This is a genomic window from Nitrospiraceae bacterium, assembly GCA_035623075.1.
GTDB lineage: Bacteria > Nitrospirota > Nitrospiria > Nitrospirales > Nitrospiraceae > DASPUC01.
The window spans coordinates 53,725-79,491 of sequence record DASPUC010000015.1 but is presented as its reverse complement, the minus strand read 5'-3'; the positions used below and the strand labels follow the sequence as shown (position 1 = coordinate 79,491).

General features: G+C 56.3%; 26 protein-coding genes. 4 read left to right on the top strand and 22 right to left on the bottom strand.

All coding sequences use genetic code 11. The features are described from left to right. Nucleotides 1-143: 143 nt before the first annotated feature. The 3 genes from scpB to VEI50_03105 form a co-directional block, all read right to left on the bottom strand. On the bottom strand, nt 144-908 hold the full coding sequence (gene scpB, locus VEI50_03115; protein ID HXX74099.1) for an SMC-Scp complex subunit ScpB: 765 nt from the start codon (nt 906-908) through the stop codon (nt 144-146). Beyond that, on the bottom strand, nt 905-1,684 hold the full coding sequence (locus VEI50_03110; GenBank protein ID HXX74098.1) for a segregation/condensation protein A: 780 nt from the start codon (nt 1,682-1,684) through the stop codon (nt 905-907). The genes scpB and VEI50_03110 overlap by 4 nt, the downstream gene beginning before the upstream one ends. A 97-nt stretch (nt 1,685-1,781) precedes the next feature. Next, nucleotides 1,782-2,843 (bottom strand): pentapeptide repeat-containing protein, encoded by a 1,062-nt coding sequence (locus VEI50_03105; protein HXX74097.1) that lies wholly within the window; start codon nt 2,841-2,843, stop codon nt 1,782-1,784. Nucleotides 2,844-3,222: 379 nt separating this feature from the next. On the opposite strand from VEI50_03105, the gene VEI50_03100 reads away from it, so the two are divergent. Next, nucleotides 3,223-3,867, top strand: coding sequence for a S16 family serine protease (locus tag VEI50_03100; protein HXX74096.1), 645 nt, complete (start codon nt 3,223-3,225; stop codon nt 3,865-3,867). Here VEI50_03100 and VEI50_03095 read toward each other — a convergent pair. From VEI50_03095 to VEI50_03085, 3 genes are all read right to left on the bottom strand, one after another. Further along, nucleotides 3,864-4,325 (bottom strand): hypothetical protein, encoded by a 462-nt coding sequence (locus VEI50_03095; GenBank protein ID HXX74095.1) that lies wholly within the window; start codon nt 4,323-4,325, stop codon nt 3,864-3,866. The two genes, VEI50_03100 and VEI50_03095, sit on opposite strands and share 4 nt — an antisense overlap. Before the next feature lie 42 nt (nt 4,326-4,367). Then, complete coding sequence (locus VEI50_03090) at nt 4,368-4,802, bottom strand: hypothetical protein (protein ID HXX74094.1); 435 nt, start codon at nt 4,800-4,802, stop codon at nt 4,368-4,370. 121 nt (nt 4,803-4,923) lie between these two features. Then, nucleotides 4,924-5,946 (bottom strand): hypothetical protein, encoded by a 1,023-nt coding sequence (locus tag VEI50_03085; GenBank protein HXX74093.1) that lies wholly within the window; start codon nt 5,944-5,946, stop codon nt 4,924-4,926. Nucleotides 5,947-6,128: 182 nt separating this feature from the next. Between VEI50_03085 and VEI50_03080 the strand changes: the two genes are divergently transcribed. Together VEI50_03080 and VEI50_03075 are read left to right on the top strand one after the other, a co-directional pair. Beyond that, nucleotides 6,129-6,503 (top strand): cupredoxin domain-containing protein, encoded by a 375-nt coding sequence (locus VEI50_03080; GenBank protein HXX74092.1) that lies wholly within the window; start codon nt 6,129-6,131, stop codon nt 6,501-6,503. A 185-nt stretch (nt 6,504-6,688) separates the two neighbouring features. After that, nucleotides 6,689-8,179 carry a class I SAM-dependent methyltransferase gene (locus VEI50_03075; protein ID HXX74091.1) on the top strand — a complete coding sequence of 497 codons (1,491 nt, stop codon included), beginning with the start codon at nt 6,689-6,691 and terminating at the stop codon, nt 8,177-8,179. A 42-nt stretch (nt 8,180-8,221) separates the two neighbouring features. On the opposite strand, the gene VEI50_03070 is transcribed toward VEI50_03075, so the two are convergent. The 3 genes from VEI50_03070 to recG all read right to left on the bottom strand — a co-directional run bounded on the left by VEI50_03070 (nt 8,222) and on the right by recG (nt 12,127). After that, entirely contained in the window at nt 8,222-9,172 is a 951-nt protein-coding gene (locus VEI50_03070) for a Ppx/GppA phosphatase family protein (GenBank protein HXX74090.1), read from the bottom strand. A 7-nt stretch (nt 9,173-9,179) separates the two neighbouring features. Beyond that, nucleotides 9,180-9,503: a hypothetical protein gene (locus VEI50_03065; protein ID HXX74089.1), complete on the bottom strand. Its 324-nt coding sequence runs from the start codon at nt 9,501-9,503 to the stop codon at nt 9,180-9,182. 71 nt (nt 9,504-9,574) lie between these two features. Next, on the bottom strand, nt 9,575-12,127 hold the full coding sequence (recG, locus tag VEI50_03060) for an ATP-dependent DNA helicase RecG (GenBank protein ID HXX74088.1): 2,553 nt from the start codon (nt 12,125-12,127) through the stop codon (nt 9,575-9,577). 112 nt (nt 12,128-12,239) lie between these two features. Here recG and VEI50_03055 point away from each other — a divergent pair, with 112 nt between their 5' ends. Then, a complete protein-coding gene (locus VEI50_03055; protein HXX74087.1) occupies nt 12,240-13,667 on the top strand; it encodes a hypothetical protein in 1,428 nt (475 codons plus the stop codon). On the opposite strand, the gene VEI50_03050 is transcribed toward VEI50_03055, so the two are convergent. The 13 genes from VEI50_03050 to purQ form a co-directional block, all read right to left on the bottom strand. Next, nucleotides 13,664-14,635: a hypothetical protein gene (locus VEI50_03050; protein HXX74086.1), complete on the bottom strand. Its 972-nt coding sequence runs from the start codon at nt 14,633-14,635 to the stop codon at nt 13,664-13,666. The two genes, VEI50_03055 and VEI50_03050, sit on opposite strands and share 4 nt — an antisense overlap. A gap of 148 nt (nt 14,636-14,783) precedes the next feature. Continuing rightward, complete coding sequence (locus tag VEI50_03045; protein HXX74085.1) at nt 14,784-15,233, bottom strand: DUF393 domain-containing protein; 450 nt, start codon at nt 15,231-15,233, stop codon at nt 14,784-14,786. Between the two features lie 362 nt (nt 15,234-15,595). Beyond that, the gene (locus VEI50_03040) at nt 15,596-16,672 is read right to left on the bottom strand and encodes a methyltransferase (protein ID HXX74084.1); all 1,077 of its coding nucleotides are present in this window, start codon (nt 16,670-16,672) and stop codon (nt 15,596-15,598) included. Continuing rightward, nucleotides 16,669-17,106, bottom strand: a complete 438-nt coding sequence (locus VEI50_03035; GenBank protein HXX74083.1) for a hypothetical protein — start codon at nt 17,104-17,106, stop codon at nt 16,669-16,671. The genes VEI50_03040 and VEI50_03035 overlap by 4 nt, the downstream gene beginning before the upstream one ends. Further along, on the bottom strand, nt 17,103-17,927 hold the full coding sequence (locus VEI50_03030; GenBank protein ID HXX74082.1) for a tetratricopeptide repeat protein: 825 nt from the start codon (nt 17,925-17,927) through the stop codon (nt 17,103-17,105). The genes VEI50_03035 and VEI50_03030 overlap by 4 nt, the downstream gene beginning before the upstream one ends. 9 nt (nt 17,928-17,936) lie before the next feature. Next, nucleotides 17,937-18,530, bottom strand: a complete 594-nt coding sequence (locus tag VEI50_03025; protein HXX74081.1) for a hypothetical protein — start codon at nt 18,528-18,530, stop codon at nt 17,937-17,939. 47 nt (nt 18,531-18,577) lie between these two features. Then, nucleotides 18,578-18,817 (bottom strand): hypothetical protein, encoded by a 240-nt coding sequence (locus tag VEI50_03020; GenBank protein HXX74080.1) that lies wholly within the window; start codon nt 18,815-18,817, stop codon nt 18,578-18,580. Nucleotides 18,818-18,962: 145 nt separating this feature from the next. Then, a complete protein-coding gene (locus tag VEI50_03015) occupies nt 18,963-19,496 on the bottom strand; it encodes a TlpA disulfide reductase family protein (protein HXX74079.1) in 534 nt (177 codons plus the stop codon). A 301-nt stretch (nt 19,497-19,797) separates the two neighbouring features. Next, nucleotides 19,798-21,216 carry an amidophosphoribosyltransferase gene (gene purF / locus VEI50_03010; GenBank protein ID HXX74078.1) on the bottom strand — a complete coding sequence of 473 codons (1,419 nt, stop codon included), beginning with the start codon at nt 21,214-21,216 and terminating at the stop codon, nt 19,798-19,800. 74 nt (nt 21,217-21,290) lie between these two features. Next, nucleotides 21,291-23,555 (bottom strand): phosphoribosylformylglycinamidine synthase subunit PurL, encoded by a 2,265-nt coding sequence (purL, locus tag VEI50_03005; GenBank protein HXX74077.1) that lies wholly within the window; start codon nt 23,553-23,555, stop codon nt 21,291-21,293. 9 nt (nt 23,556-23,564) lie between these two features. After that, nucleotides 23,565-23,894 carry a pyrimidine dimer DNA glycosylase/endonuclease V gene (locus VEI50_03000; GenBank protein HXX74076.1) on the bottom strand — a complete coding sequence of 110 codons (330 nt, stop codon included), beginning with the start codon at nt 23,892-23,894 and terminating at the stop codon, nt 23,565-23,567. Nucleotides 23,895-23,927: 33 nt separating this feature from the next. After that, a complete protein-coding gene (locus VEI50_02995; protein ID HXX74075.1) occupies nt 23,928-24,836 on the bottom strand; it encodes a restriction endonuclease in 909 nt (302 codons plus the stop codon). 207 nt (nt 24,837-25,043) lie between these two features. After that, a complete protein-coding gene (gene purQ, locus VEI50_02990; GenBank protein HXX74074.1) occupies nt 25,044-25,766 on the bottom strand; it encodes a phosphoribosylformylglycinamidine synthase subunit PurQ in 723 nt (240 codons plus the stop codon). Between the last annotated feature and the right edge of the window lies 1 nt (nt 25,767).

The following is a 25,767-nucleotide window of genomic DNA, read 5'->3' as shown; positions in this document are numbered from 1 at the left end:
AGGAGTCTAACAAAGCACTGGAAAGAGAGTCAACGGGGCCTCACCCCCTCAGACGTATGATGATCGGAATGAAGGTGCCGGAGAGACTGAATCTTAGAACAGGGTGCCTGTGAAGACCGCCCCCACCGCTAGATTTTGTTGGGTCAAGCCTGTTCGACCGGCTCTGTCAGCAACGGGCTGGCCAAGGCAAGAGTCAGATCCGGGGATTCGGATGCCCCGCTCAACATGGAACCGCCCATGTGTCCCGTCTCGTCCTCCATCGGTAAGAATGCCTGCTCGGCGTCGCCGAGCTCCTTGAGTTCACGTAGGGGCGGCAATTGGGAGAGATCCTGCAAACCGAAATGCTCAAGGAAAAACTTCGTGGTGCCATACATGATCGGTCGACCAGGAATTTCCTTGCGGCCGACGATGCGGACCAATTTTCGCTCAAGGAGTGTCCGGAGAACACCGGACGTCTCCACGCCGCGAATCTGCTCGATCTCCGAACGGACGAGGGGCTGCTTGTAGGCAATGATCGCCAGGGATTCGAGAGCAGACCGAGACAACTTCTGCACCGTCTTGGCCTTCTCGAGCTTCTTGATCCACGGCGCATAGTCGGGTTTGGTCATCAAGCGGTAGCCGCCCGCCACTTGCACCAACTGCACCCCGCGGCCGTCCTGTTCAAGCTCCTGCTTCAACTGCGCGAGCGCCTGCTCCACGTCTGCCTTTTTGACCGCTCCCAAGACCGAGACCAAACGAGCCACCGGCACCGGCTCCGATGACACGAACAACACCGCTTCGAGAATAGCCCTGAGTTCTCGCCGGTCGACCTCCTCGCCATGTCCATTACCGTGGGGGACATCCTCGGCCGCAACCGCCTTACCGACGTACGAAATTTCATCCATCGCCTGGGTTACTGTCAGGCTCATGCTCCCCTCCATTCCGCATCATCGAGTTCGGCCGGATCGGGCACGAGCGAAAACGTGCGCGACACCAAAATTGGACCAAAGTTTTCCGCTTGGAATACCCGGGCTGTTCGCAGTCGGATCAGTTCGAGCAGCGCAAGGAACGTCACGATGATGACCATCCGATGACTCGATGATTCAAACAGCGAGCTGAACGTCACAGAGTCCCGCCCCTCCAATGCCTCAAGGATGACGTTCATTCGATCCCGCACGGTCAGGTTATCCGGGATGATCTCCAGCAATTGCGCTCCCGAATTGCGCTCGAAGACTCCCTTGAGCGCATCCATCAGATCGAACAGGCTGACGTCTTCGAGAGGGAGCTCATCCGATTCCGTTTCGACAGGCGGACTCTGTTCGCGGCTGTAGAGCTCTCGCCACAACCGCCCTTGGTCATCCAGCTGACGCGCTGCATCCTTGAATTGCTTGTATTCCAGCAACCGGCGGACCAACTCTTCCCGCGGGTCTGGACCATCCTCTTCATCTTCGGTCGTTTCATCGACCGGCAGCAGCATTTTGGATTTGATCTGCAGCAACGTCGCCGCCATCACCAGAAACTCTCCCGCCACGGTCAAGTTCAGATCCTTCATTGCTTCAAGATATTCCAGGTACTGTTTGGCGATGAGAGCGATCGGGATATCGTAGATATTGATTTCGCTTTTCTTGATGAGATGGAGCAACAGATCGAGCGGACCCTCGAAATTGTCGATCCGAACCTGATAGGGCAGCTCTGCCTGTTCCATTCCGTCGAACTCGTTATCCACAAGCCGCTTTATACCAGCTTTGGTGGGATCAGAGCAAGCCTGAACCTATTACTTGTGGAAGCTACCGACGGCGGCGCTATTTCGACTTGATCAAATATGCGATCAGCAGAGCACTGAAGATCAGGAGGGACAGCGTGATCAAATATTGAATCTTCGGACTCTCCAGCCCCAGCAGGTCTTTCCCCCTGCCGGTACGCTTCGCACCGGAAAATTCCGGACCTCCCTCGAAGAGCACTTTGGCGAAATCGTCTTGTCCGCGAAATTCCGCGTTGGAGAAATCGGCCGTCGATCGAAAGGTCGCCCGCCGAAAAAACGCATCGCCCTCAAAAACCGCAAATGGGAAAAAGGCCTCGCGATCGAAGAGCGACTCCGAAAAATTGGCCATCCCACGGAACCGGCTGCCGGAAAAGCCGGTACCGAGCTTGAAGTACGTCCGTGAAAAATTTGTGTCTCGTTCAAACTCGACCTCAAGGAATTCGGCGAGTCCGCTGAAGCCCGACTGCTGAAACGTGACAGGTTCATGGAACCGCGCCCGATGAAAGCGGGTATGCGGACCGAAGGCCGTCTTCTCTGCGACCACCTCGCTGAGAAAGCGCGCCTGCACAAAATAGCTTTCTCGTAAAAAAATTGCGCCGGACAGAACGACCGGATGCATAAAGACCGACCGCGAAAGGTCCACCGTCTGCTCAAAACGCGTTCCCGAGAAGGTCACCGGAGATCGAAAAACAAGCTGGTCTTGAGTGGATTGATGTCGAACCGCTCCGTGCACGATCGAATTGACGATGGACACGACGCCCTGAATCACGCGTATCTCTTTGCCCTCAATCGCCGCAACTGCCTTGAGATCCTGAGGCACAGGACCGGCTACAAGAGCATCAAGTAACAGGTCCCCGTGAATGACTGCACCGGAGAGATCGACATCTTTACCGCGCTTGAGCGCGTCAATCATCTGGACTGCCTCCACGGCGTGCTTTTCTCGCTCGGCATCCGTGCAATCCGCGCTCAATGAAAGCATTACCGCTGCATCGTTTTGAGTTGATCTGCCCTTGATTTCGCAGGACCCCGCGCGTTCTGCAAATACCCCTCCCCAAACGGCCGCAATCACCATAACAAGACCAATTCGTCGATGGATGAACATACCCCTCCTTCACACGGGATGCCCTAGCCCGCATTTTTCACGAGGGCTTCTACTCTAACCGCCGATACACCACTGCGACAAGCCAGCATGCGACTCTGAGGCATGTTGGTGGGCTCGCCACTCGGTCAGTCGACATACTGTTTCAAGGATGCCTTCCTCCCTCGTGGCTCTGCGCACCCGTCTCGCACCCCATCCCTTCCCCATGCCATGGGGGGGAGGGATGGGAGGGGCCCGTCACGAACCCTCGTGAGTCATGCGGGCTGTTGAAGGCGCGGCAGAAACCGTGGTCAGGCTGGACGTCACGATAAGCTTTGGTAGACTACGTACCTGAGATCAGAATCTTCTTCTGACTTTCCTTCATCTCATGCGAACGGTCGCTATGCGAACCAAGGTTTCGATCATCCTCGCCATGCTCTTAACTCTCGCGTGCAGTACTCCGGCATCACTCTTCGCAGACAATGTCGTCGAGTTGCCGGTCTTGGCCGCGGTCGGAGTCAACAATCTCGGCGCTTTTGAAGTGCTCTTGATGTGGTGGGACAAAAAGCCGGAACCTGACCCGGCCCAGTTGCAGTGGATAGCGGGTCGGATCCGACTCGGCAGTACTCACTTGGGTTCAATGTCCCAGGCTTTCTCCTATGCCATTGAAAGGACCCCGTCCATACAACACAGCGGAACCATCACCGTGGCCGGAGTCGCCTATGCCCCCACCGGCACCGACGGCCCGAGCGCCGGTGCTGCCATGGCCGTCGGCTTCATCGCTGTGTTCAAGGGAGACAAAGTTCAGCGCGGCATTGCTCTCACTGGCACGTTCGAGCCTGGGGGAAAGATTGGGTTCGTTGGAAGCATTCCGGATAAAATGCGTGCCGCCGCACGCGAAGGATATCGCACCATTCTGGTTCCACGCGGACAAATCTATAATGAACGGTGGAACCTGAACGAGTTGGCTCTTCAGTTGAACGTGACCGTGAAAGAAGTCGAGACGATCGACGAAGCCTATCAACTCATGACGGGCCAACGCATTTAGCCTGTGCTCGCCGGTTCCCCGATCCCTCGGACGATCGCGGCATACTCCTCCTCAGTCAGCCGATGCATGCCTAACGCAAGACGACGGGTCAGTTCCGCCTGATCGGGAATCTTCAGCACTGATTGCAGAATCGTCTGGCTCTCCTGCGGTGACGACATCCACCGACGCGTCACGTTCACGCGTACAAAACCGAATCGAGCCTCGGTTTTCAGGTCGTCTTTGAGAAGCTCGTCAAGATCACGGAAGGGCAGGACGGGAGAACGAATCTGAAACTCGGCGCAGAGACCGACCTTGAGCACATAGACGAGTCCGAAGGAATGGGGCTGAAGAAAGGTCTCAAGATTCTCCTTGATTAGTGACGTGCAAAGACCCCAGAGACCGTGAGCAAGTTGTACCTCTGCGCTTTCCTGCGAACTCCGCTCCCGCAAGGCTCCGGCGATGAACAGGAAATGACTCATGGTACTCGTGAAGGAAAGAAGCAACCGGTGGGACAGACGGACTTAATGCGTGCGGTAGTCGTCGGAATCGTCGAGCAGATCTTCGGACTTTTCAAGGTAATCCACATCCTCGTCTTCGTCGTCCAGTGAGAGATCTTCTTCCATCTCGTCGTCCATCTCACCCTCACCCGACATCTCCAATTCTTCCTCGCCCATTTCTTCGTCGAGCTCCTCGTCTTTGGGTTCCAGCGGGAGTGCCGGTTTCGCAATGACTTTCTGCCTGGGAGTTTCCTCCTCGGAAGACGGCACGAACTTTTTAACCGGTGCTCCTGCGGCTTTGGCTTGAAGAGACGGCTTCTTTGCCGCAACTTTCTTTTTCGAAACAGGTTTCCGCTTCGCTTTGGCGGCGGCTTTCTTTGTCCTCTTTTTCTTTACAGCCGCCTTCTTGCCCGCTCGTGCCGAGCGCGACTTCGCTGCCTTCTTTTTCTTTTTGGCCATCGATTGTCTCCCCTCCTGTCGTCCTCGCATACAAGAGGACTATCCGGGGCACCATCTAGCATGAAATTCTAGGTTCATGCAACCAGGGCAGAACCCCTGCGTTATTACTGCGTTTCGTGTACTAGGGTTCGACCCATACCGAAATCATCGCCGGTCGGCTGTCGGCTCCCTTTACGGTGTCCGGGCCTGCCATATCGGTCACTTGGAGTGAGAATTGAAATTGCCGCCGTTGCATCACGGGCGGCGCCATGAAAGTCGCCTTGGCTTCGTTGCTGTTTAACAGCGCGACCTTATTCCCGCGGAGTTGTTTCCATTCATAATGGAGCGGATCGCCGTCGGGATCCCGACTTTGAATCCCGTCAAGAACCACAAGGTGGCCCGACTTGACGGTCAGTTCTGCCGGCACACGCGCCACCGGTTCGTGGTTCGGGCTCGTTTCCGCTTCGACGAGCACCGTAAGCTTGCCTTCCTTCCCACGATTCTTCACCGTCACAACGGCCCTGCCGTTCCCCTTCACCTGGACCATCCCTTCCGGATCAACCGAGACCACCTGTTCATCAGAGGACCAAAACTCACTCTCTGTACCGGGCCCGCTCAGCGGCCTGACTCCGTCGTCCGCGAACTGTCCCACGGCCGGTATCGGAACTCGTTTGCCGATGGTATTCAACCGCCAGGGTTTTTCCACGGCGAATTCGATCACAGTCAAGGCAGCTTTGGGTCGAACGGTCACGAGTACCTCATCAAAATCCTCGTGCCCCCCGAACCGCCCCCTCGTTACTTCCCCGATAGCGAGCAGGCGCATAACCCCTATTCCGTCAGCCGGAACCGGAATCACTCCTGTATACGGTGCGGCGCCCACGGTCTGAGTAAATGCAACTGGAACGGCCTGATGAGAAGCAATTGGTTCTTGATCAGAGCGGTACCAATAGAATTTGACCCCCAGAAGATTGACATCATTCCTCGCCTCGATCGATACGGAAAGAGCCTGACCAGAAGACACGACTGCTCCTGGCTTGGGACTCGAGAGGGTAAAGGCGTTGGCTGGAAGCGCGCTAACGAGCAGGAAGACGCAGACGAGACCAAAAGGCCCCTTCCACCACGACACGCGCATGATGAAACCAAAGATTTTTGTGAGCCAGGCCATAGGGGGCGAGGATCGTATAATCCTCTCATGAGGTCAAGGGGATATCTCCCTCAAAACCTCTCACAAGCTGGCCAATTTTTACGGTTGACTCGCATGGTAGAATGATTACCAATAATGCAACGATTCTCAGAATTCTTGGTCGGGGTTGTGGCTCAAATAACTAAGGGAGTATTGACTAATCCATGAGACAGACCTTCTTCGTGGTAGCGACAATCAGCGCAATTTTAATGGGAGCATGGCCGACGGAGGCCACAGCGCCGTATACTCTCATTACCATTGAGAACGGATCGCCCTACTTCGTGCCGAAGGCCGTGACGGTCTCCAGCCACATGGCGATTCGGTGGGACAATCCCACCCCGACTGAACACACCATTACCCATCAAGGCTGCCTGGAAGACGGAGAGGCTTGCGCATTCGACTCCGGAGTGGTTCTCCCGAACGGCACCTTTACCATTCCCAGTCTCACACCTGGGCGGTATCCCTACATTTGCCGTATCCATCCCATCATGCACGGCGTGATCACTGTGACGGACTCCGCCAACCCCTCTCAGCTCTAGCTCTCGTTTCTCGGTTTGTCTCGTTTATTTCGTTTGCCTGGTTCATTTCGTTCATCGGACCAAAAGCACGACACGAACCAAATAGACCAAACAAACGACACCAGCCAAAATATACCAACACACACCTCCTTGCGGGGAAATGGATCACTCGTGTAGGCTTCGGCGCTCGATCATGTTGGTCCGCCATGAAACCAGCCGTTGCTGTCCATGAACCGCTCGAACTGACCAGAGAGACCCGCGCACTCCTGGCCTGGCACATTCCCGACCTCGTCGCCTTTCAGCACAGCGACGACGAATGGTGGTTTGCGCCTCTCGACGATAACTTGCCAGTGGTCCGACTCAATCGAACCGGCCTAGATATGCTGAAATCGATGAACGGCCACATCTCCGTTGGTGCATTGCTCGAGAAATATGGCGCCCGCATTTGCGGACCGGACGGGCAGACCGGCAAGTGGTACTTGGAACGCTGGGCCCTCCCCACCTATTCTCTCTGCTACTTCGGCGCGGAGCCGCCTGGCGGCCATCGGCACAAGGCCAAGTGGGACGTGCTGCTGCAACAAATCCGGGAAGGCTGGTCCGGCCAGGAAGGATTCGAAGGCGAGGAGCACCTCGAAGAGTTTCACCGCCATGAACTGAGCGACAGTGCACAGGACGACGGACACTTCGATTTGATTGAAACCACCGTCTCACACCTTTTCCGGGAACCAAACGACGCTCTCAACGGACTCACCTATGGTCGGCTTCTCATGCAGCAACTCCGCAAGCTCGGTTGGTTCAACCCCAAACCGAAAATCATACTCGAAGTGGGCGGGGGACTCGGCTATATAGCGCGAGAGATGGCAAAGGAACTATTGCCGTTTGAACGACAGGCCATGAAATATGTGTCGCTCGATATCACACACCCGTTCTTGAAGCTCCAGACCCAGCGGGCAAAAGAAGGCGGGTGGAGCGGGATCGGCACCAGGGCCAATGGAGAGCAGCTGCCGTTCGGCGACAATTCGGTCGATCTCGTGATCGACAACGAAAACATGGCCGATATGACGCCGGTGAAACTCAGCAAAAGTGAACTCCTCTCGGGAACCGGTGCGACCGCACAGCATCAAGAAGCGTTGGACTGGATCAGACGGCTGCGGTTGCCGCTCGAAGCCGATCTTCCAGACGACGTCATCTTCAACTTGGGACCGATTCGTTTCGTTGCAGAACTCTGGCGCGTCCTCAAACCGGGTGGACGGGCTTTCCTGACGGAGTTTGGCATTGAAGAAGGCTGGCCGGCGCCGGTGAAGCTCCCGGGCCATACCGAATACGAGGTGCAGTACAGCCATCTGCGCCAGGCTGTCCGCTGGCTCGGCTTTCAAGAGCGCTATCTCTCACTGCCCCAGTTCTTAGGCATGAAGCCCGACACGAAAGTGCTCTGCACCGGTGCGGCCTATACCATTCAACGATTTTGCCAAGCCATGAACAAGCCCTTCACCGTCCGTGCGTACACCGAAAACGAACTGAAACAAGCACTCGGTGACATGCTGCCCAAGCTGCAAGGCACGCACTACCACGACGTCGCAGACCCAGCCTGGTTCGGACTGATTGACTTCAAAGTGTTGTTACTGGAAAAGCCGGGCGGCCCCCCGAAGCCTACTTATACCGAGAGCAAAGGGTTTCGGTGGTATTCACAGCGGTGAGCGAGGAAGTTGCCAGACGTCAACGTTCAGCAATCAGTCTGTTCATGATTCTGAGATCCTTGCCGCCAGTTCTATCAAGACCCCTTCACGCAACCCCAGGTCGCTGACCAGGCATTCGCACAGTCCAAGCGTCTCCATCACTGTTTGGATAATGATCGCACCGGCAACGATAACCTCTTCGCGGCCTCTTTCGAGACCGGGTAAGCCGACACGGTCAGCTTTTTTCCTACTGAGCAGCGCCTGTTCTAATTCTCGAATGGTATCTAAGTCGAGTGTGTAGTTGTGAATCCTGGCCGGTTCGTAGGCAGGAAGTTTCTGTGCCATGGCCGCGAGGCTGGTGATCGTGCCGGCCGTCCCAACGAACGTCGCACCATGACAATTGCCCATATCGACAATTGCGGCTCTGGTTTCCCGCGCGACCCACTCGCGCGCCTGTCGCACTTCCTCGTCAGTCGGCGGGTCATGACGAATAATTCGATCGCATAGGCGGACGACTCCGATATTGATCGACCGCACGATCGGTTTATGCCCTGGACGATCCAGGATGAACTCTGTGCTGCCGCCGCCGATATCCAGCGCCAACACTTCGGTGACGCCATCGGGCAATCCGGAGCGAATCCCCAGCAATGTTCGTCTGGCTTCTTCTGCACCAGTAATGATCTCAACCTCGAAACCGGCCTCGCGTTTGATGCGATCGAGAAACTCGGCTCGATTGCCCGCATCCCGCACTGCGCTCGTCGCCACCGCGATGCAGCGGTTAACCTGGTAGGTCTCGATCACCTCCCGCCACTCGCGTAAACAAGCGATAACCCGACCCATGGCGGTTTCACTGAGTGTCTTGGCTTGATCAACCCCTTCGCCGAGGCGAAGAATGCGGCGATCTGAGTGCAGTTCCACCAGTCGTCCGCCAACGGGAAGATCGGCGATGAGCAACCGGCAGGTGAGTGTTCCTATGTCGACCCCGGCAAGCCTTATCGGTTTCGCCTCTCTCACTGTGGCATTACAATCCGGCCCGGATGTCGTCCATGTCGGCCTCTAGCTTCTTTCTAGTTTCTTTCAACTCCTGCACCTCTCTGACCAACCGTGCCAGCTCCGTATCTTGCAAAAGTCGCTCGGCCGGCTCCCCTCGTTCTCGCAAGTTTACCGCTCGCTCTCCGACGTCTCGATAGAGGTCTCCAAGCTGCTGATCAAGCTTGCGGACCTCGAGACGGAGTCGCAGTAATTCCGTTTCCTCTAAGGCCCGATTGGCCGCTTGGGCCGTCCCGAGACGGAGCGTCGCCAGTCCCGCTTTGAAATCGTGCTTTAACCGTTGCAGTAATCCCATGTCACCATCTGGCTGAGGGCGAGAGGCGAGGGGCTAGAGATAGGATTATACAGTCCCCCTCGCCCGATTAATTAACTCACCGATCCCAAATCCAACTTCTTTTCCCACTTCCGCACCATGGCCTCGCGCAATCCTTGATGCATGGGCGCCTTCAAGTGCGGATCCTGTCGCAAGAGCGCAAACGCTTCCTGGCGAACCTGTTGGAGCAGGTCGGCGTCGCGGATCAAGTTGGCGACACGAAACTCTGGCATACCCCATTGGCGAAACCCGAAGAATTCGCCGGGCCCGCGAATCCGTAAGTCCTCTTCCGCGATCACAAACCCATCGTTCGACCGGACAAGCGCCTCGAGTCGCTCTCGGGAGGCTGTGGCGGAGTCACCAGCCGATTTGGCCTTGAACGACCTCGATACAGCCCCTGTTGATGCCATGAGAAAACAATAGGATTGATGTCCGCTCCGTCCCACTCGTCCGCGCAATTGATGCAACTGAGCCAAACCGAACCGTTCGGCGTGTTCGATCATCATGACGGAGGCATTGGGCACGTCGACTCCGACTTCCACCACCGTTGTCGCGACTAAAACCTGAATGTCACCTCGCTTGTACGACAGCATCACCCGTTCCTTCTCGTCGGACTTGAGCCGCCCATGCAACAAACCGACGTGGAAGTCGGCAAACTCTTCCTCCTGGAGCCGCCCAGCACCTTGGATTGCTGCTTGGAGGTCTGTTTTTTCCGATTCCTCAACGAGGGGATAGACCACATAGACCTGCCGGCCGTTTCGCAACTCGTCGCGTGCGATCTGATACGCCCGTCGACGCTGCGCCTCGCCGAACAGCCAAGTGCGAACCGGTTTTCGACCAGGCGGCATCGCGTCGATCACCGACACATCGAGATCCCCGTAGACCGTCATGGCCAACGTTCGTGGAATCGGCGTAGCCGTCAGCACGAGCACGTCCGGCCGATATCCCTTGTCAATCAGGGTCTTCCGTTGCAACACCCCGAACCGATGTTGCTCATCAATAACCGCGAGCCCGAGCTTTGCAAATGCGATCCCCTCCTGAATGAGCGCATGAGTCCCGATAATCACATGGGCTTTTCCGGAGGCCACTTGTTCGCGCACGACTTTCCGGGTCGCCGCTCGTCCTCCGCCTGTCACCAGCACCGTGGTCAGGCCGAGCGACTCCAGAAGGCCTTTCATGTTTCGATAATGCTGCTCGGCCAAAATTTCCGTGGGCGCCATCAACGCCGCTTGATAACCGGACCCGCACGCGACCACCATCGCATGCAGAGCCACGACGGTTTTTCCTGATCCGACATCGCCCTGAATCAACCGGTTCATCGGGCGGGTGGACACCATATCCTGTCGAATCTCATCGATCACCCGTTCCTGTGGCGGGGTGAGACGGAATGGCAGTAATCGAACCAGCCTCGCCAAGAGCGACGTGTGAGCGCCGAATCGAACTGTTTTCACTTCTTCTTTCACGACCCGTTGCCGTGAGGCTAAGGCCAGCTGCAGCAGAAACAATTCTTCAACCGCGAGTCTCCGGTGCGCCAGCGTCAGGCCTCGATCCAATTGACCCCCATCCGTCCCGGCTTTCGGGAAATGCACGTCTTCAATCGCATGTTGGATAGGCGGAAGCCGATACCGGGCCCGCAGCGGGACCGGCAGGATTTCTTGAAGACTTCCTGCATGCAGGTCGAGCAACCCTCGGATCAGCACCCGCATCTGCCGCGAAGTCCAACCCTTTGTCTCATGGTAAATCGGTACGATGCAGCCCACATGTAACGGCGATTCGGTATCTTCGCCCAACACTTCGTACTGCGAGACTTCCATGCGGCGGTCGATCCATCCTCGCGCGCCGACGACCACTCGACCGGTCATCATCACACGGGTGCCCACGGGAAGCAGTTGCTCGAGGTACGGTTGATTGAAGAACAGGATCTGGATCGCCCCTGTTTCATCCTCCACCGTCACCTCAAGGATGGAAAGACGCCGATGCCGTGCGCGTTTCGCCTTGCTGTGAACGATTGTTCCACAGATCGACGCCTGCGCCCCGACCGCGAGACGTCCGATCGGCGTGATGACCGACCGATCTTCATATCGCCAGGGCACCGTCCATAGCGCATCCTCAACGGTCGCAATGCCCATGCGGTTTAAGAGCGCTGTTCGTTGCGGACCGACCCCCTTCGCGAATCGAATCGGGACCTTCCACAATTCGTTCGAGACATACCCGCGTCCCGCCGGCGAAGACGCAACCACATCCTGTGGCTCATTCCACGCGTGAGCAGGGTCCTGCGCAGCCGCCCGCAACGTACTCAGAATCGTCGCGGCTTCCCGCAGCCGTCGTTGTTGCTCGATCGGAGAAAGCCGTTGGCGGTCCTCGGCGAATAATTCGCGCAACCTGAGTAAGGCCGTTTCAATTGCCCGTGGGTAAACACGGTCAGAGAGCGCCTGGACCACTTGCGAGGAGACAAACCGATTGAGATTTTTTACGGTGGGGAGATGGGCAAACGCATCCCGGCTGGCAAAGTCGATCGGACGTGAAACACGGTCCAGCCATTGTTGAAAAGGACCGGTGGGTTTGGGCTCGGACGAGCGCCACATGTCGTGCTCGGATCGTATCACAGGCCTCTCCTCCGCTCAACGAGGCCGTCCGCTGAATCCGGTATGCCGGTTTCCTTAGAATTCTTTGTCGAGGATACCTACGGTGCTACACTCAACACGCGGAGGAATGGGCATGTACCGGCGCAATATCTCCCAGACACTGTTCTATGTGGCATGCGTGCTCGGACTCTTTATTGTGTACCATGCCTGGCTGAAGCCCACCTATCTCCCGGCACCGCCTCCCCCACAGCCCGAACAGCTCGCCCCTTCTCGGTCCGAGGCAGTTCCCGAACCACCTCGCGAAACCCCGGTACCCGAGCCCAAACAGACGCGAGTCATCGAACAAACATCGGTGCCCGACACCAAAGGCCATGAATTGCTGGAAGCCATTCGCGATGAGATCGAAAAGGGGAACCTCAAGGAAGCCGAGGGAAAACTCGATGATCTCCCCTCCTGGCTTGTGTCGAACGAAAAGTCTCGTCCCTACATCGCCGTACTCTGGAACAATCTGGGTATCGAGCAGGAAAAATTCGGCGGCACCGCTTCATCGGTGAAGATCTTCAAAAAGGCGGCTTCGCTGGACGCGACAAACCCGACGATCCAGCTCAACCTCGCCCACGCCTACTGGGAACTCCGCGACCCGACGATGACGCCTGAGTATCTGGAAAAACTGATTGCGCTGGCACCCAACGAACCATTCCCACATGTGGCACTCGCGGATGTGCTCCAGGAACAGAATCGGCTGGAGGAAGCCGCGCATCATCTCGATCTTGCCGCCGACAGAGCCGGCAAAGATCCCGGCGTTCAATCCTATCTCAGGACGGTCACGGCCAAAGTCCGTCAGACCGGAAAGCTCGAACAACGGTTGAGGAGCCGGGAGAGCACGCACTTCACCGTGAAATACGATGGAGATGCCGACCAGGATACGTGGACGGCGGTCCTCGAGATTTTGGAAGATGCATATCGCGAGATCGGGCAGAGGCTCAATCACTTCCCCTCGAAACCCATTGTCGTCGTCCTGCATGCAGCAGAGTCGTTCCAAACCGCGACGGGCAGCCCGGCTTGGGCCGACGGACTGTACGATCCGGTGCTCGGCCGCATCCAAGTACCGACCCAAGGAGCCTTGACGGACCAGGCCTGGTTACGGCGGGTCCTGCGACACGAGTTTGTGCACGCCTTGCTCCACGATCAATTCGGGCTCAATGCGACCGCGATACCGACGTGGCTTAACGAAGGACTAGCGATGACGCTTTCAGCAGATCGGTGGGAGGACATCGACCAACTGCGGCGACAAAACTTTACCGCGATTCCCTTAACGATGCTCGAGGGTACCTGGGGTGGACTTCCGCAAGACGCGGCGTCGGTTGCTTATCTCGAAGCGTACTCAGCCGTCCAGTACATGATTGATCGCTACGGCATGCACCGCGTGCACGAACTTCTGTCACACCTGAAAGCGAAACAAGCCCTGCCGGCCGCCATGCAGTCGCAACTGTCGTTGTCCTACGAACAGTTTCAAGCTCGGTGGATGGAGCACTTACACGAGCGGAGTAAGAAAGGTTAGAGTAGAGCGGTTCGCATCATCTCCGCAACCGAGCGCAGCAATCCGTCAAAACGAATTACGTCTTTCCTCGCGCTGTTCCGACCGTTGGCCCAGCCCGGCAGCATTTCGGTTTCGCTATCACGTCCCAGTGACAAATCTCCAGTCTCGTCGGTGGGGACAATAGCATCCTCCCATAACATCTGTCGATTGTGATCGTCGAACATTCGAATTCGGAAATCGAAATTCTTGAACCCTACCATGGGACCTTGCCAGTGATTGGCGGCCGCTTCGGAGACACGCTCGATCCTCGGGACTATTCCGCGTCCAGCCAAGAACTGATCCGCCCAGACGAGCTGTCCCGTTACGGGATCGATGGCCCGCAATAAGAACGACGGCTGGCCACTCGCACGTTCAACGTGGTGTATCCTGCTCATTGAAGTTTGTGGCTGCAGATGGGCCACGACACGATAGGTGGAACCGGATCCATCGTCGGTGACGGAGAGGTTCAATCGTCCCTCCCAGAGAAATTTCCCCGTCGCGGCATCATAGACTCGCAAGGTAAAATCCGAGAGCCCGTCTGTCCCCGAGCCGACTCCTCCGGCAAATATCCGCTCGCGCGGTTGCCCAGACGAGGTTGTCCCTTCTTCTTTGACGTGCAGGTCGTACGACTCGTTCGAGAGAACCTCCCCAGTCAGGGCATCGTACGTTTTTACGGTAATCGTCGAACTATCCGCGTTCTGAAACCCAAACCCGGCCGCGACGACAGGACGCACGGAGGCATGAAATTCAACTTGATCGGCTCCTGAAAGATCTCCACTCCAGGCCACCCCAGGGATGGCTAGCCCGCTCATGAGAAGCCCGCTGATGATCGAATAGTGTGAACGTCTATTTCGTTGATGTTTGGGCTGAGCCTGCGCGCTCCGAACTGGGGAAAGAATCGGCGCTCTCATGGCTTGGATCAGCCCGCAGATCCAACGAATAACTCGCATACAGAACCCTCCCTGTGTCGCCTCCATTCTGAAGTGGGCCAGCTATAAGGGTAAATTCCCCAGTGTAGGAAGATTCCCCCCAAAAGAGGGGGCATATTTGAACGGAATTGATCAAATGGAGCTAAACGCAGACAAGGGAAGGTTCAGCTCAACGTGCGGAATTACCCCGATCAGGGCGTCGTTTTTCAATAGGTTCGCTGGGATCGGTGTAAGGGACTTCGCCAAATAGAGAGTAGCGGTAGCGGGCAACCAGGCGGTAGATGAGATAGGCCACTGGCTTGACCAATGGGACGGAGAGAATGGTCGCAAGAAACCGTCCTCCCTTCAACCCGGGGAGGAGGGGGAGAAAGGCCTCGAGCCCTTCCTGAATAATCCCATCCGGTCGCACCAGAAACGCCACGTCTGGACGCCCTGGACGGTAGGCAGCCCCCAGCGCACGCTTCGCCTCCTCGCTTTGATAAGGAATCAGGCGAACCGCTTTTGCCTCATCCTGTATTCCCAATCGTGCAAGCCCTTCCTTCGCCGTCACACAGAGGCGGCACTGACCGTCGTAAACCAGGACACTATTAGCCGATGTTGAACGACGTTCTTCGGTCATCGCGTACCCTAGAGCCTACACACTCAACCAAGCGCTTGCTGAGGACGGGTGCTCTCAGTATAGTCCCACCATGCCTCACCGGCTCCAGCTTGTGATTGTGCTAGGAGGACTCGGTCTCATCGGACTAGCGATCTTGTTCTTGACGCATGGTCAGGCGGCGAGCAGTCCGACTAAGGTCATCTGGACAGTGTTTCTGATTCTGCTTCCTATCGGTTTAATCGGCCCGGTCTGGATGACCTGGCGCTGGTCGGCGATGGCCTGCGTGGTCTATGGCACGATCGGTTTGGCGCTCGATCTCGCCACGCTGGTGAGTATCGCGACGCATCCGGACGGAGAGATGTCCGCTGTGATACTGAGCAGCCTTAGCGGGCTCGCCAATTTTTTCTTGATCTTGATGGGCGGCCGTTCCTTCTTGCATGTTTCACAGGAACTCTCCCCTCCAGGATCCCGCCCTTCCAATCCTCGAGCCCCTTCTTGATCCGAAGCATCCGAATGGCGGTGAACCCGGCCTGCTTCAGCCAATCGCTGGTCTCCCTGACCGAGTACGTATTGCCTGTTTCGGTAAAAAGTAGCATGGTCACGGCGAAGAGGCTGGCCTCTTCCGGAAACAGCCCTTCGCGGTCGTGCAGAAAGGCATCCTGAATGATCAGCCTCCCGCCTGGATTTAGTGCCGCATGCACCCGTTTGAACAGACCCTGATTTTCTTCCGGTGAATAGATATGTAGGACGTTGGAATACCAGATGACGTCGAATGTCCCCGGGATCTCTTCTTTCATCAGATCGAGAGGAAGATAGGACAGCCGGCGGCCGGCTTTGTGCGTAGCGGCAATTTCCCGGGCGACCTCCAGCGCGTCAGGACGGTCGCAGACCGTGGCTTGGAGATGGGGATTCCTTGAAAGAAATGCCATCGCAAAGGTGCCCGGGCCGCCACCCAAATCCAACAAGGTTCTCACACCACGCAACGAAACCTGCGACGCAATATTGGGAGCTACGTCCAGAGTCCGGTCATGCATCGCCCACGTAAAACGGCGACGGTAGTCCGGCTCTTCCGGCACATCCTGATCCAACGGCGATCCCGTCCGTATGGATTCGACGAGCCTCGCCCAATCGGCCCAATGATTTTTCAAGAGGTCGAGATAGCTCCCGCGGTACGCGGGATGATTCGCGTTCAACACGGTGGCTGCCAACCGGCTATTTCGATACGTTGTCCGCTTCTTGATCAAGAGACCTGCCATCGCCAAATTGCGACAGAGGATGGACAGCCCCCGTTCACTCACTTGCAAACACTTCGCTAGGTCAGGAATCGTCCAGGTCTTGTCGCCGATCTTTGTGAACAACTCAAGTTCAAGTCCGGCAATGATCACCCGTGGCAATCGATAGGCCGCCAATGCGTCTCGGAACTCTTCAAAGTTGCGGATTGGTGTCGTAATGCCGGTCACGAGCCGGCTCCGATCGAGCGGCGGCACCACTGGACAAGCCCTTGCACGTTCGACAGGTTTTGAAAATCGACGGACCGCTGGAACGTCACGGCGACGTACTCGTCATTCATCTCCGTTTCTTCAGCGAACCCGGACTGCAACAGGAGTGGACGGAATTTCGCGACTGCCGGTTGAATAAAGTATTTGGCCTGCTTGGCGATTTCGTCAGTTCCCAGATCTTCCGGCGTTCCATCGGACATCAAGCTCTTCACGTCCTCCATCGAGACGCCGTACTGACAGAGCAGCTGCCCGTCCGGGCGGACTTCCAACAGCCATCCGTCATTCCCCAAATCAAGCGCCAGGGCTCCGCCTGGTTCCAACTCATAGAACTGCGGGACGCTCTTTTTCAGCGCGGCACGTACGTCGGCCCAATCGGTGGAACCAGACGAACTCACGTCGCACTCCGGCGCTGAGGCGCTCCGGATGGTTCACCTGCGAGACGGGCGCGCAAGTCTTCCAAGCGCTTCGTATTTTCTTCCAGTTTCGGCAACTGGTATTTCCGGTCCATCGCGACAACCTGCTCTAACAGATCGGCCGCTTCCCGGAGCCGCCCCATCTCCTCGTGACATTGCGCGAGCACATAGCGGGCACCGCCGACTCGAAGCTCGTCGCGAGTCCGCTCGGCAATGGATTGGCTGGTCTGACAACAGGCAATCGCATCCTCGTATCGTTGCTGCATCAGGAATGTTCGGCCCATCATACGCCAGGCATCGGCAACTCCGCCTTGATTGCCCAATCGCCGCATCAAAACCAACGACTGCTCGTAATACTTCAACGCCTCGTCAAACTGCTTCGTTTCGCGAGCGACCAGGCCCAGATCGGAAAATAGCACGGCCTTACCGGCTTCATCATGCGTCTTGGTCATCAGATCCAGCGCCTCAAGATAGTACGCTCGCGCCCGATCCCACTCGCCGGCATCCGCGCGCAGGTTGCCGAGATTCCCGAGCGTCGTACCGATCCCCTTTTCGTCGCCGAGGATTTTTTGCAACTCTAGCACTTCCTGATAGTAATTCTGAGCCGCTTCACGACGTCCGCTGACGGCGCAGATATTTCCCATATTGCCAAGCGTCGCCGCCAGCGCCCGTCGATCGCCGGTGATGCGATCGCACTCCAGCGCCTTGGCGTAGCATGCATAGGCGTCGGTGTAGTGCCCGCGCCCGAAATGTTCGTTGCCCTGACGATTCAGTTCTTCTGAAAGTCCGTTTCGCAGCGGCATCGCGCCAACCTATTGCAGCGCCCGTTCGACGACCGCTTTTGCATCGGTCATGATGGACGTCCCGTCGCCGACCAGCAAAGTGTCAAAGTTATACTTCAGCAGCCGTCTCAACCCCTCGCGAGCCTTGCCGGCATCGGCGTATTTTTCAGCTGTCAACATTGAGACCGATCCGGCCGGCTTTCCGATCAAGGCATCACCGACGATCAACACACCCTTCCCTTGGGGAATAAAGAGCGCCGATTCACCGGGGGACTTCTGATCTTTGAGATGAACCACCCAGAGACCGCCCGGCAGCAACTCCTGATCTTTATACGTCTTCGTCGGTTTGAGCTCCATTTGCGAGGCATCAGCCTCAGGAACTTGTAATTGGCAATTAAACGTCCCCTGGCACGAACCGGCTTCACGCGCATGGTCTCTGTTCGTCACGATAATATAGTCGACTGGGCCATTGCGACGAACGAACGCTTGATCCTCTCCCACCATGGGCGGAGGATCGATCAGAATCTTGTGTTCACCCACGACGAGAAACAGCCCGTTGAAGTCGAGTTGCTTCTCTTCGGAGAACCAGGACCATTGCCAGAAACCTGGGAGGAGCTGTTTCATATCGGGAGCTGATGGCTTATCGCTGATAGCTTATGGCACAGACAAATTCACAAAGCTGCGATGGCGTCTTTGACCATTTTCGTGACCTTCGTCAGGATGCTGGCTTCATTCGGGAGATCGATGATGTCGTCTTCCGGCACCGTGATGAACTTGCGATTTGGCCCTTTCGTCAGAGAAATCAGAAACATACTGTTCGACGGTGTCACAGGGATGACGACTTGCACCGTCGCATCGATCCCCTTCACCACCTGCAGAAACCTCTGCTTTCCCTCTTCCATCTCATCCATTAGCTTCTTTCCTTTCAATCCTCCAGACCTGCGGGACTCAACTCCTACTGGTGGCAGCCGGATAGTCCTAGCCTGCGCGCGTCGAACGAGCATAGTCTCACCGTGCGCGTTCCGCGAGCAGTGGGACCACCGGCTGACGCAAAAATTACATTTTGTTGCTCCCGCCCGCTAACAACTTCTCGACTTCCGCCACAATCACGTCGGCTCCCGCCAATTCCATGTCCCCCACCCGTTGCCACCGGATCACGCCGTTTTGGTCGATCACATAGACATTCGGAATAAACTTCCCACCGCCATAGAGCTTGTCCGTCGTTTTGCCCGGATCTAACAAATAGGGATAGGTCACTTTGACAGGAAAGGCGGAGAGAAACTCGCCCACGTCTTTTTTTGAATTTCCGTTGGAATTCACCCCGATCACCGTGACCTCTTTGCCCTTCGTCATCTCGAAGACTTTCTGTAAATTCGTGCCTTGCATCATGCAGGGATCGCAGATGTGAAACAAACCCAGCACCACGACCTTGCCTCTAAAGGCGTCGAGTGACACCGATTCACCGGTAATGGCAATCAGAGTAAAGGGGGGCGCCTTCTCGCCAACTTTGAAGAATCCGGCGGCAAACAGCAGATGAGCGGCAAAGATCGGAAACATGAGGACACTGAGGATGACGGTAATGCGTTTCATAGCTGCCTCCTTCATTGGAAAGCGAAAAGCGAATGCTTCATAGCCTATGGCACCAGCGGATTAGCGATCCGCGTTCGCTCAGGCTTCTGCTATAGGCTATACGCCATCAGCTCTTGCTCACTGGCGGTATCCTACCACGCTGATTTTTTCGTGGGCAACGGTAGGTGATCCGAAGACGCACGGTGCTTGACGAAGAACCGGCTCGGTCACTGCTTTTGGTGACGGACTTTCTGAGGGAGTGGAGGATCTAGAACAGAAACAGGGGCGTCGCGACGAGACCCATTGCGGGATGGATTGTGCGTTACGACGCAGACTCGAACAGGCCGAGCTGTAACTCTTCGGCTCGGGTAAAGGAGATGGGATACTTCTCGGTGAAGCAGGCATTGCAATACTGATGAGGCCGACCGGGAGCGGCCTTCAGCATACCGTCGAGGCTAAGGTAGGCGAGACTGTCGGCGGTGACGTATTTTTTAATCTCTTCGATGGAATGACTGGAAGCAATGAGCTCCTTCTTGGTCGGTGTATCGATGCCGTAGAAGCAGGGTGACACGATCGGTGGGGAGCTGATCCGCAGATGGACTTCTTTGGCGCCGGCATCGCGGATCATTTTGACGATCTTGCGGCTCGTCGTCCCTCGGACTAATGAATCGTCGACCACGACGACCCGTTTGCCGCACAGGACCTCCGCCACCGCGTTGAGCTTGACCTTCACACCGAAGTGACGGATCGATTGTTCCGGCTCGATGAACGTGCGCCCGACATAATGATTGCGGATCAAGCCGGTCTCGAACGGAATCCCCGCCCCCTCCGCGTAACCCAACGCTGCCGGAACGCCCGAATCCGGCACCGGAATCACCACATCGGCCGGCACCCAGGACTCCTGCGCCAGCTGCCGACCCAGGGCTTTCCTGGTGGCGTAAACCGCATTCGCTCCGAAGATCTTGCTATCGGGCCTGGCGAAGTAGACATACTCGAACACGCACATTGCCGGCTCAATCTGGGCAAACGGCCGGTAACTCGTCATGCCTTTGTCGTTCAACACCACCAGCTCGCCCGGTTCGATCTCCCGTTCGTAGGTCGCATCGAGCAGGTCGAAGGCACAGGTCTCCGATGCCACGAGCCAGCTGTCGCGGAATCGACCCAGACAAAGGGGACGGAACCCGTGAGGGTCACGCGCCGCAATCAAACCGTCGTCTGTCAATACGACCACAGAGAACGCCCCGCGCACCTGGCTCAATGCATCGATCACACGAGCCAAGAGTGTGTCGGCGCGCGAGTGGGCGATCAGGTGAATAATGACTTCACTGTCAGAGGTCGATTGAAAAATCGCGCCATAGGCTTCCAGCTCGTTGCGCAACACTTGGGCGTTGATCAAATTCCCGTTATGCGCAAGAGCAAGGTTGCCGAAGGCAAAATTGACGATCAGCGGCTGAACATTCTTGAGATCGTGCCCGCCGGCGGTCGAATAACGGTTGTGACCGATGGCCATCGTTCCGGGTAATTTGTCGAGCGAGGCCTTGTTGTAGATTTCGGCGACGAGGCCCATGCCCTTCTGCACATAGAAATGCTCGCCGTCGCCCGAGACGATCCCCGACGCTTCCTGTCCGCGATGTTGCAGCGCATAGAGACCGAGGTAGGTCAGATTCGAGGCTTCAGGATGACCATAGATCCCGAACACCGCACATTCATCGTGGAATTTATCGGGGGTGATCAGTTGCATAATTCTTTTGGCGCGAGGCAAGTGGCACGAGGCCAGGGGAAATCGAATGAAAAACCTTTCCCACCCTCTCGCCTCTAGCCCCTCGCCTCTCGCCTATCAAGAGATCGTTCGATCGAATTCGCCCAACGGTCTCGCAACGTCCGAATCTCAACGTCGATGCGACAGCCGGTCGAACGTTCGTCCCCCTGCACCTCGATCACCAAGCGGTCCCTGCCGACTGTCCCGATCTTGGCTGCCAGAATGCCCGCATCCCACGCCCGGTTGAGCACCTGCTCGGCAACGTCTGCCTTGACCGACAGGACCACGCGGGACTGGCTTTCACCGAACAAGAGCGCATCACGTCGCAAGCCGTCGAGAGATAATCTTATCACAGCCCCCAGTCCATCGCCCGGCTCCGACACGCAACATTCGGCGAGCGTCACGGCCAATCCTCCATCAGAGCAATCATGGGCAGATCGAACGAGTCCCTCACGAATCACTTTCAGTATAAATTGATGGAGCGCATGCTCTGTGTCGGGATTGAGCAACGGAGGAGAACCCTGTTCTCGATGGTGCAGCACTTTCAGGTATGCACTCCCCCCCAGATCTTCTCGTGTCTTGCCCACAAGCAGAATCACATCACCTGTTTGCTTGAACCATTGAGTCACCGTTTGATCAGCCTGCTCGATTAACCCCACCATCCCCAGCATCGGGGTCGGATAGATCGACAGCCCATTCGTTTCATTGTAGAAGCTGACGTTTCCGCTGACGATCGGCACACCGAAATGTTCACAGGCATCTTTCATCCCCTCGATCGCCAAGACAAACTGCCACATGATGTCCGGTCGTTCGGGATTGCCAAAGTTCAGACAATCCGTCAGCCCGATCGGCTCAGCGCCGGAACACACCAGATTCCTCGCCGCTTCAGCCACGGCAAGTCGAGCCCCTTCATAGGGATGCAGGAGGCAATAACGACTGTTGCAATCGACCGTTATCGCGACAGCCTTGTTCGTGCCTTTGATCCGCACGACTGCTGCGTCTGATCCTGGCCGGACCATCGTGTTCGTCCGCACCATGTGGTCGTACTGTTCATAGACCCAGTGCTTGCTCGCAATCGTTGGCGACGCCAGCAACGAGAGGAGGGCCGCAGTGGCATCCTTCACATCCGGAATGGCATCGTAGTTCAACCCTGTCAACATGTCTTGATACGCGGGTGGTGAGTAGGGCCGCTCGTAGCGAGGCCCATCATCGGCGAGCGACTTCGCGGGAATCTCCGCCACAACTTTGCCCTGATCCTTTACCCGGAGCATCCCATCACCGGTCACGCGACCCACCACTGCTACATCGAGATCCCACTTCTTGCAGATTCGGATGCACTCGTCTTCTTTGCCTGCTTTCGCCACCATGAGCATCCGCTCTTGCGACTCGGAGAGCATGAGTTCATAGGGTGTCATGCCAGGCTCGCGACGTGGTACGTGCGTCAGATCCAACTCAATCCCGTTGCCGGCGCGCGAGGCCATTTCGCAGGACGAACTGGTCAGCCCCGCGGCTCCCATGTCCTGAATGCCGACCAGGAGATCATTCGCCATCAGTTCAAGGCAGGCCTCCAACAAGAGCTTCTCCGTAAAGGGATCGCCGACCTGCACGGTCGGCCGTTTCTGTTCGGATTCGTCGTCGAACGAATCGGAGGCCATCGTCGCCCCGTGAATGCCGTCTCGTCCTGTCTTCGAACCGAAATAGATGACCGGATTGCCGACCCCTGCCGCAGTGCCACGGAAAATCTTGTTCTTCTCCGCAACACCGAGACAGAACACGTTCACCAGCGGGTTCAGCGAATAAATATCGTTAAACGCGATCTCGCCACCCACCGTCGGCACACCCATGCAATTGCCATAGCCTGCGATGCCGGCCACAACGCCCTTCATCAAGTGACGATTCTTCGCCGTCTCCAATTCCCCAAAGCGCAACGAATCAAGCAACGCAATCGGCCGCGCACCCATCGTGAAGATATCGCGCAGAATCCCTCCCACTCCCGTCGCGGCTCCCTGATACGGTTCGATGAACGAAGGATGGTTGTGTGATTCCATCTTAAAGACGACGCAGAGCCCGTCGCCGATATCCACTGCACCAGCGTTCTCCCCAGGCCCCTGCACCACCCGCGGTCCTGTCGTCGGCAGCTTTTTCAAATGCACGCGCGAACTTTTATAGGAACAGTGCTCCGACCACATGACGGAGAACATGCCGAGTTCGGTCAAATTGGGCTCGCGCCCCAAAATCTCGACGATCTTTTTGTACTCGTCGTCGGTCAGATTGTGCTGCGCGATGAGGTCTTTGGTAATCACTGGCAGCGTCACGCTCACAAGTCCTTCCTACACATCGCACTGGCAACGTTTGTTCCGAAGAATCACGATTTGCTTCCGGGGTTGATCCACATAAATAGTCTGCTTCGCACTTCCCGTCGCCTGTTTCTTTGCTAGTGGACTACGATACCGATAGCCACGATGACTCATCTCGATAACCAGCGCTTCATGCCGTCCATACAGGGCTTTCAATTTCCCCTTCCACCGCAACGTCTCCGGATGGCGGGCATAGCCCTTCTTGCCGTTCGTGAGCACCGACCAAATCGCGTGCAACTCCCGATGCTCCCCCAACAGATGATTTCGACAGAGCCTCTTCGGTGAGATATCCCAGATACGCATTGGTCGTACGTCAATCTACGCAGCCACTTGACTTTAACCTTCCTCGAAATAGTCCGAGTCAACCCTATGCACCCAATAATTTTCAACCTCCGTAACACCTATCTTGTGGTCAATCATGAGCTGTGCCAGTTGCTCACCATCAACAAGGACGATCTTTTTCTCGATACGCCCAACGTACTCTTTGGCATCTTGAGAAAATTTCGATGTTGTGATGAGGACACCCTTTCGTGCTCTGTGTCCTTCTAAGCTTCCGGCAAACTCTTGGACAGTTGGTCTCCCAACAGTAGCTTCCCATCTTTTGGCTTGAATATAGATAGCATCGAGACCAAGTTTGTCCTCTTTGATGATTCCATCAATCCCGCCGTCTCCAGACCGACCTACAGCCTGCCCAGCATCTTTTCTCGATCCTCCATAACCAATGGCAACCAGCAAGTCCACCACTAGTCGCTCGAAAAACTGAGGAGAGCATGCCCTAACACGGTCAAGAAGCTCTTGCGCCAACGTTCTGCGCAAGCTTTGATAGGCTTCTTCAAGAGTTTCGTATGGCGTGCCCAAAGTGTCTTCTTCCGTGTCTTCATCTCTTTTCGTTGATATTTTCGTTCCTCTTGCGAACTCAAGAAATTCTGGGAACTGTCGAAGGAATTTATTATCTAGTTCAACAGGCTTCTTCTTTAAAACTTCGGCGTCCCTTTCAGAAATTCGGAAAATGCCTCGACTTACCCTGTCAAGAAGTCTGGCCTTACTCAGATAGGTAATAGCCCATGCGACCCTATTTTCAAATTTTCGTGCTGTACCACTAGGGAGGAGTTCCGCACGGTCTTCTTCTGTTAGTTTAAACTCTGTGGCAACAGAGCTGTACATTTCTGCATATGAATGGTTTTTCCCATCACCAGCAATTTTCAGCACCGGCAAGAAGAACTTCTGATACTCAGGAATAGGCATTCACCGAACCTTGTTGTGGTGAGGGCGAGGCCAGAGCGACATTGCCGAGAGCGGTCGGGACCCATCGAGAGTGAGCCAGGAGGGAAAGCTGGAACTGACTGACGCGTCACAGTCTGAAAAGACTGTGGCGGAAGGAATTCCAGAAGGCTTCCACTTGGCGAACTCCCAAAGGGTGACCGTGGAGGCATAGGAGCGGTTGGCCATGCCTCACCCTGCTCCCACCATCTTTGGCTGCTTCGCTTTCTTCAACGCTTCCAACATCGACACAAATATCAATCGCCCATCTTCGTTGCCCAGCATCTCTTCCGCGCAACGTTCCGGGTGCGGCATCATGCCGAGGACGTTGCCCTCCGGATTAATGATCCCCGCGATATTGTCGAGCGAGCCGTTCGGATTCGATTCCGACATTACTTTGCCCTCCGGCGTGCAATAACGCAGCACGATCTGCGCGTTCGCCTGCATCGCTGCCAAGGTCACCGGATCGGTGTAATAATTGCCATCCGCGTGGGCGATCGGGAGCTTCAACACCTGACCGGACTCACAGCTTCCCGTGAACGCCGTGGCCGCATTCTCGACCTTCACATAGACGTCCTTGCAGATAAAGTTCAGCGACTCATTTCGTAACATCGCGCCCGGCAGCAACCCCGCTTCGAGCAGAATCTGAAACCCGTTGCAGATGCCGATCACCATGCCACCGCTTTTCGCAAATTCCTTCACCGCTCCCATCACCGGAGAAAACCGCGCGATCGCTCCGGTGCGGAGGTAGTCCCCATAAGAAAATCCGCCGGGGAGCACAACGGCATCGAGTCCTTTCAACAGGGTTTCTTTGTGCCAGATCATCTCCACGTACTGCCCAAGCACATTCTTGAAGACATGCTCGCAGTCGTGATCGCAATTACTCCCCGGAAAAACCACCACTCCGATATTCATT

Excerpts from the sequence above, each read along its gene's own strand:
- scpB (HXX74099.1), bottom strand. The coding sequence starts at position 908 with ATGAGCCTGACAGTAACCCAGGCGATGGATGAAATTTCGTACGTCGGT.
- VEI50_03110 (HXX74098.1), bottom strand. The coding sequence starts at position 1,684 with ATGGAACAGGCAGAGCTGCCCTATCAGGTTCGGATCGACAATTTCGAG.
- VEI50_03105 (HXX74097.1), bottom strand. The coding sequence starts at position 2,843 with ATGTTCATCCATCGACGAATTGGTCTTGTTATGGTGATTGCGGCCGTT.
- VEI50_03100 (HXX74096.1), top strand. The coding sequence starts at position 3,223 with ATGCGAACCAAGGTTTCGATCATCCTCGCCATGCTCTTAACTCTCGCG.
- VEI50_03095 (HXX74095.1), bottom strand. The coding sequence starts at position 4,325 with ATGAGTCATTTCCTGTTCATCGCCGGAGCCTTGCGGGAGCGGAGTTCG.
- VEI50_03090 (HXX74094.1), bottom strand. The coding sequence starts at position 4,802 with ATGGCCAAAAAGAAAAAGAAGGCAGCGAAGTCGCGCTCGGCACGAGCG.
- VEI50_03085 (HXX74093.1), bottom strand. The coding sequence starts at position 5,946 with ATGGCCTGGCTCACAAAAATCTTTGGTTTCATCATGCGCGTGTCGTGG.
- VEI50_03080 (HXX74092.1), top strand. The coding sequence starts at position 6,129 with ATGAGACAGACCTTCTTCGTGGTAGCGACAATCAGCGCAATTTTAATG.
- VEI50_03075 (HXX74091.1), top strand. The coding sequence starts at position 6,689 with ATGAAACCAGCCGTTGCTGTCCATGAACCGCTCGAACTGACCAGAGAG.
- VEI50_03065 (HXX74089.1), bottom strand. The coding sequence starts at position 9,503 with ATGGGATTACTGCAACGGTTAAAGCACGATTTCAAAGCGGGACTGGCG.
- VEI50_03055 (HXX74087.1), top strand. The coding sequence starts at position 12,240 with ATGTACCGGCGCAATATCTCCCAGACACTGTTCTATGTGGCATGCGTG.
- VEI50_03050 (HXX74086.1), bottom strand. The coding sequence starts at position 14,635 with ATGCGAGTTATTCGTTGGATCTGCGGGCTGATCCAAGCCATGAGAGCG.
- VEI50_03045 (HXX74085.1), bottom strand. The coding sequence starts at position 15,233 with ATGACCGAAGAACGTCGTTCAACATCGGCTAATAGTGTCCTGGTTTAC.
- VEI50_03030 (HXX74082.1), bottom strand. The coding sequence starts at position 17,927 with ATGCCGCTGCGAAACGGACTTTCAGAAGAACTGAATCGTCAGGGCAAC.
- VEI50_03025 (HXX74081.1), bottom strand. The coding sequence starts at position 18,530 with ATGAAACAGCTCCTCCCAGGTTTCTGGCAATGGTCCTGGTTCTCCGAA.
- VEI50_03020 (HXX74080.1), bottom strand. The coding sequence starts at position 18,817 with ATGGATGAGATGGAAGAGGGAAAGCAGAGGTTTCTGCAGGTGGTGAAG.
- VEI50_03015 (HXX74079.1), bottom strand. The coding sequence starts at position 19,496 with ATGAAACGCATTACCGTCATCCTCAGTGTCCTCATGTTTCCGATCTTT.
- purF (HXX74078.1), bottom strand. The coding sequence starts at position 21,216 with ATGCAACTGATCACCCCCGATAAATTCCACGATGAATGTGCGGTGTTC.
- VEI50_03000 (HXX74076.1), bottom strand. The coding sequence starts at position 23,894 with ATGCGTATCTGGGATATCTCACCGAAGAGGCTCTGTCGAAATCATCTG.
- VEI50_02995 (HXX74075.1), bottom strand. The coding sequence starts at position 24,836 with ATGCCTATTCCTGAGTATCAGAAGTTCTTCTTGCCGGTGCTGAAAATT.
- purQ (HXX74074.1), bottom strand. The coding sequence starts at position 25,766 with ATGAATATCGGAGTGGTGGTTTTTCCGGGGAGTAATTGCGATCACGAC.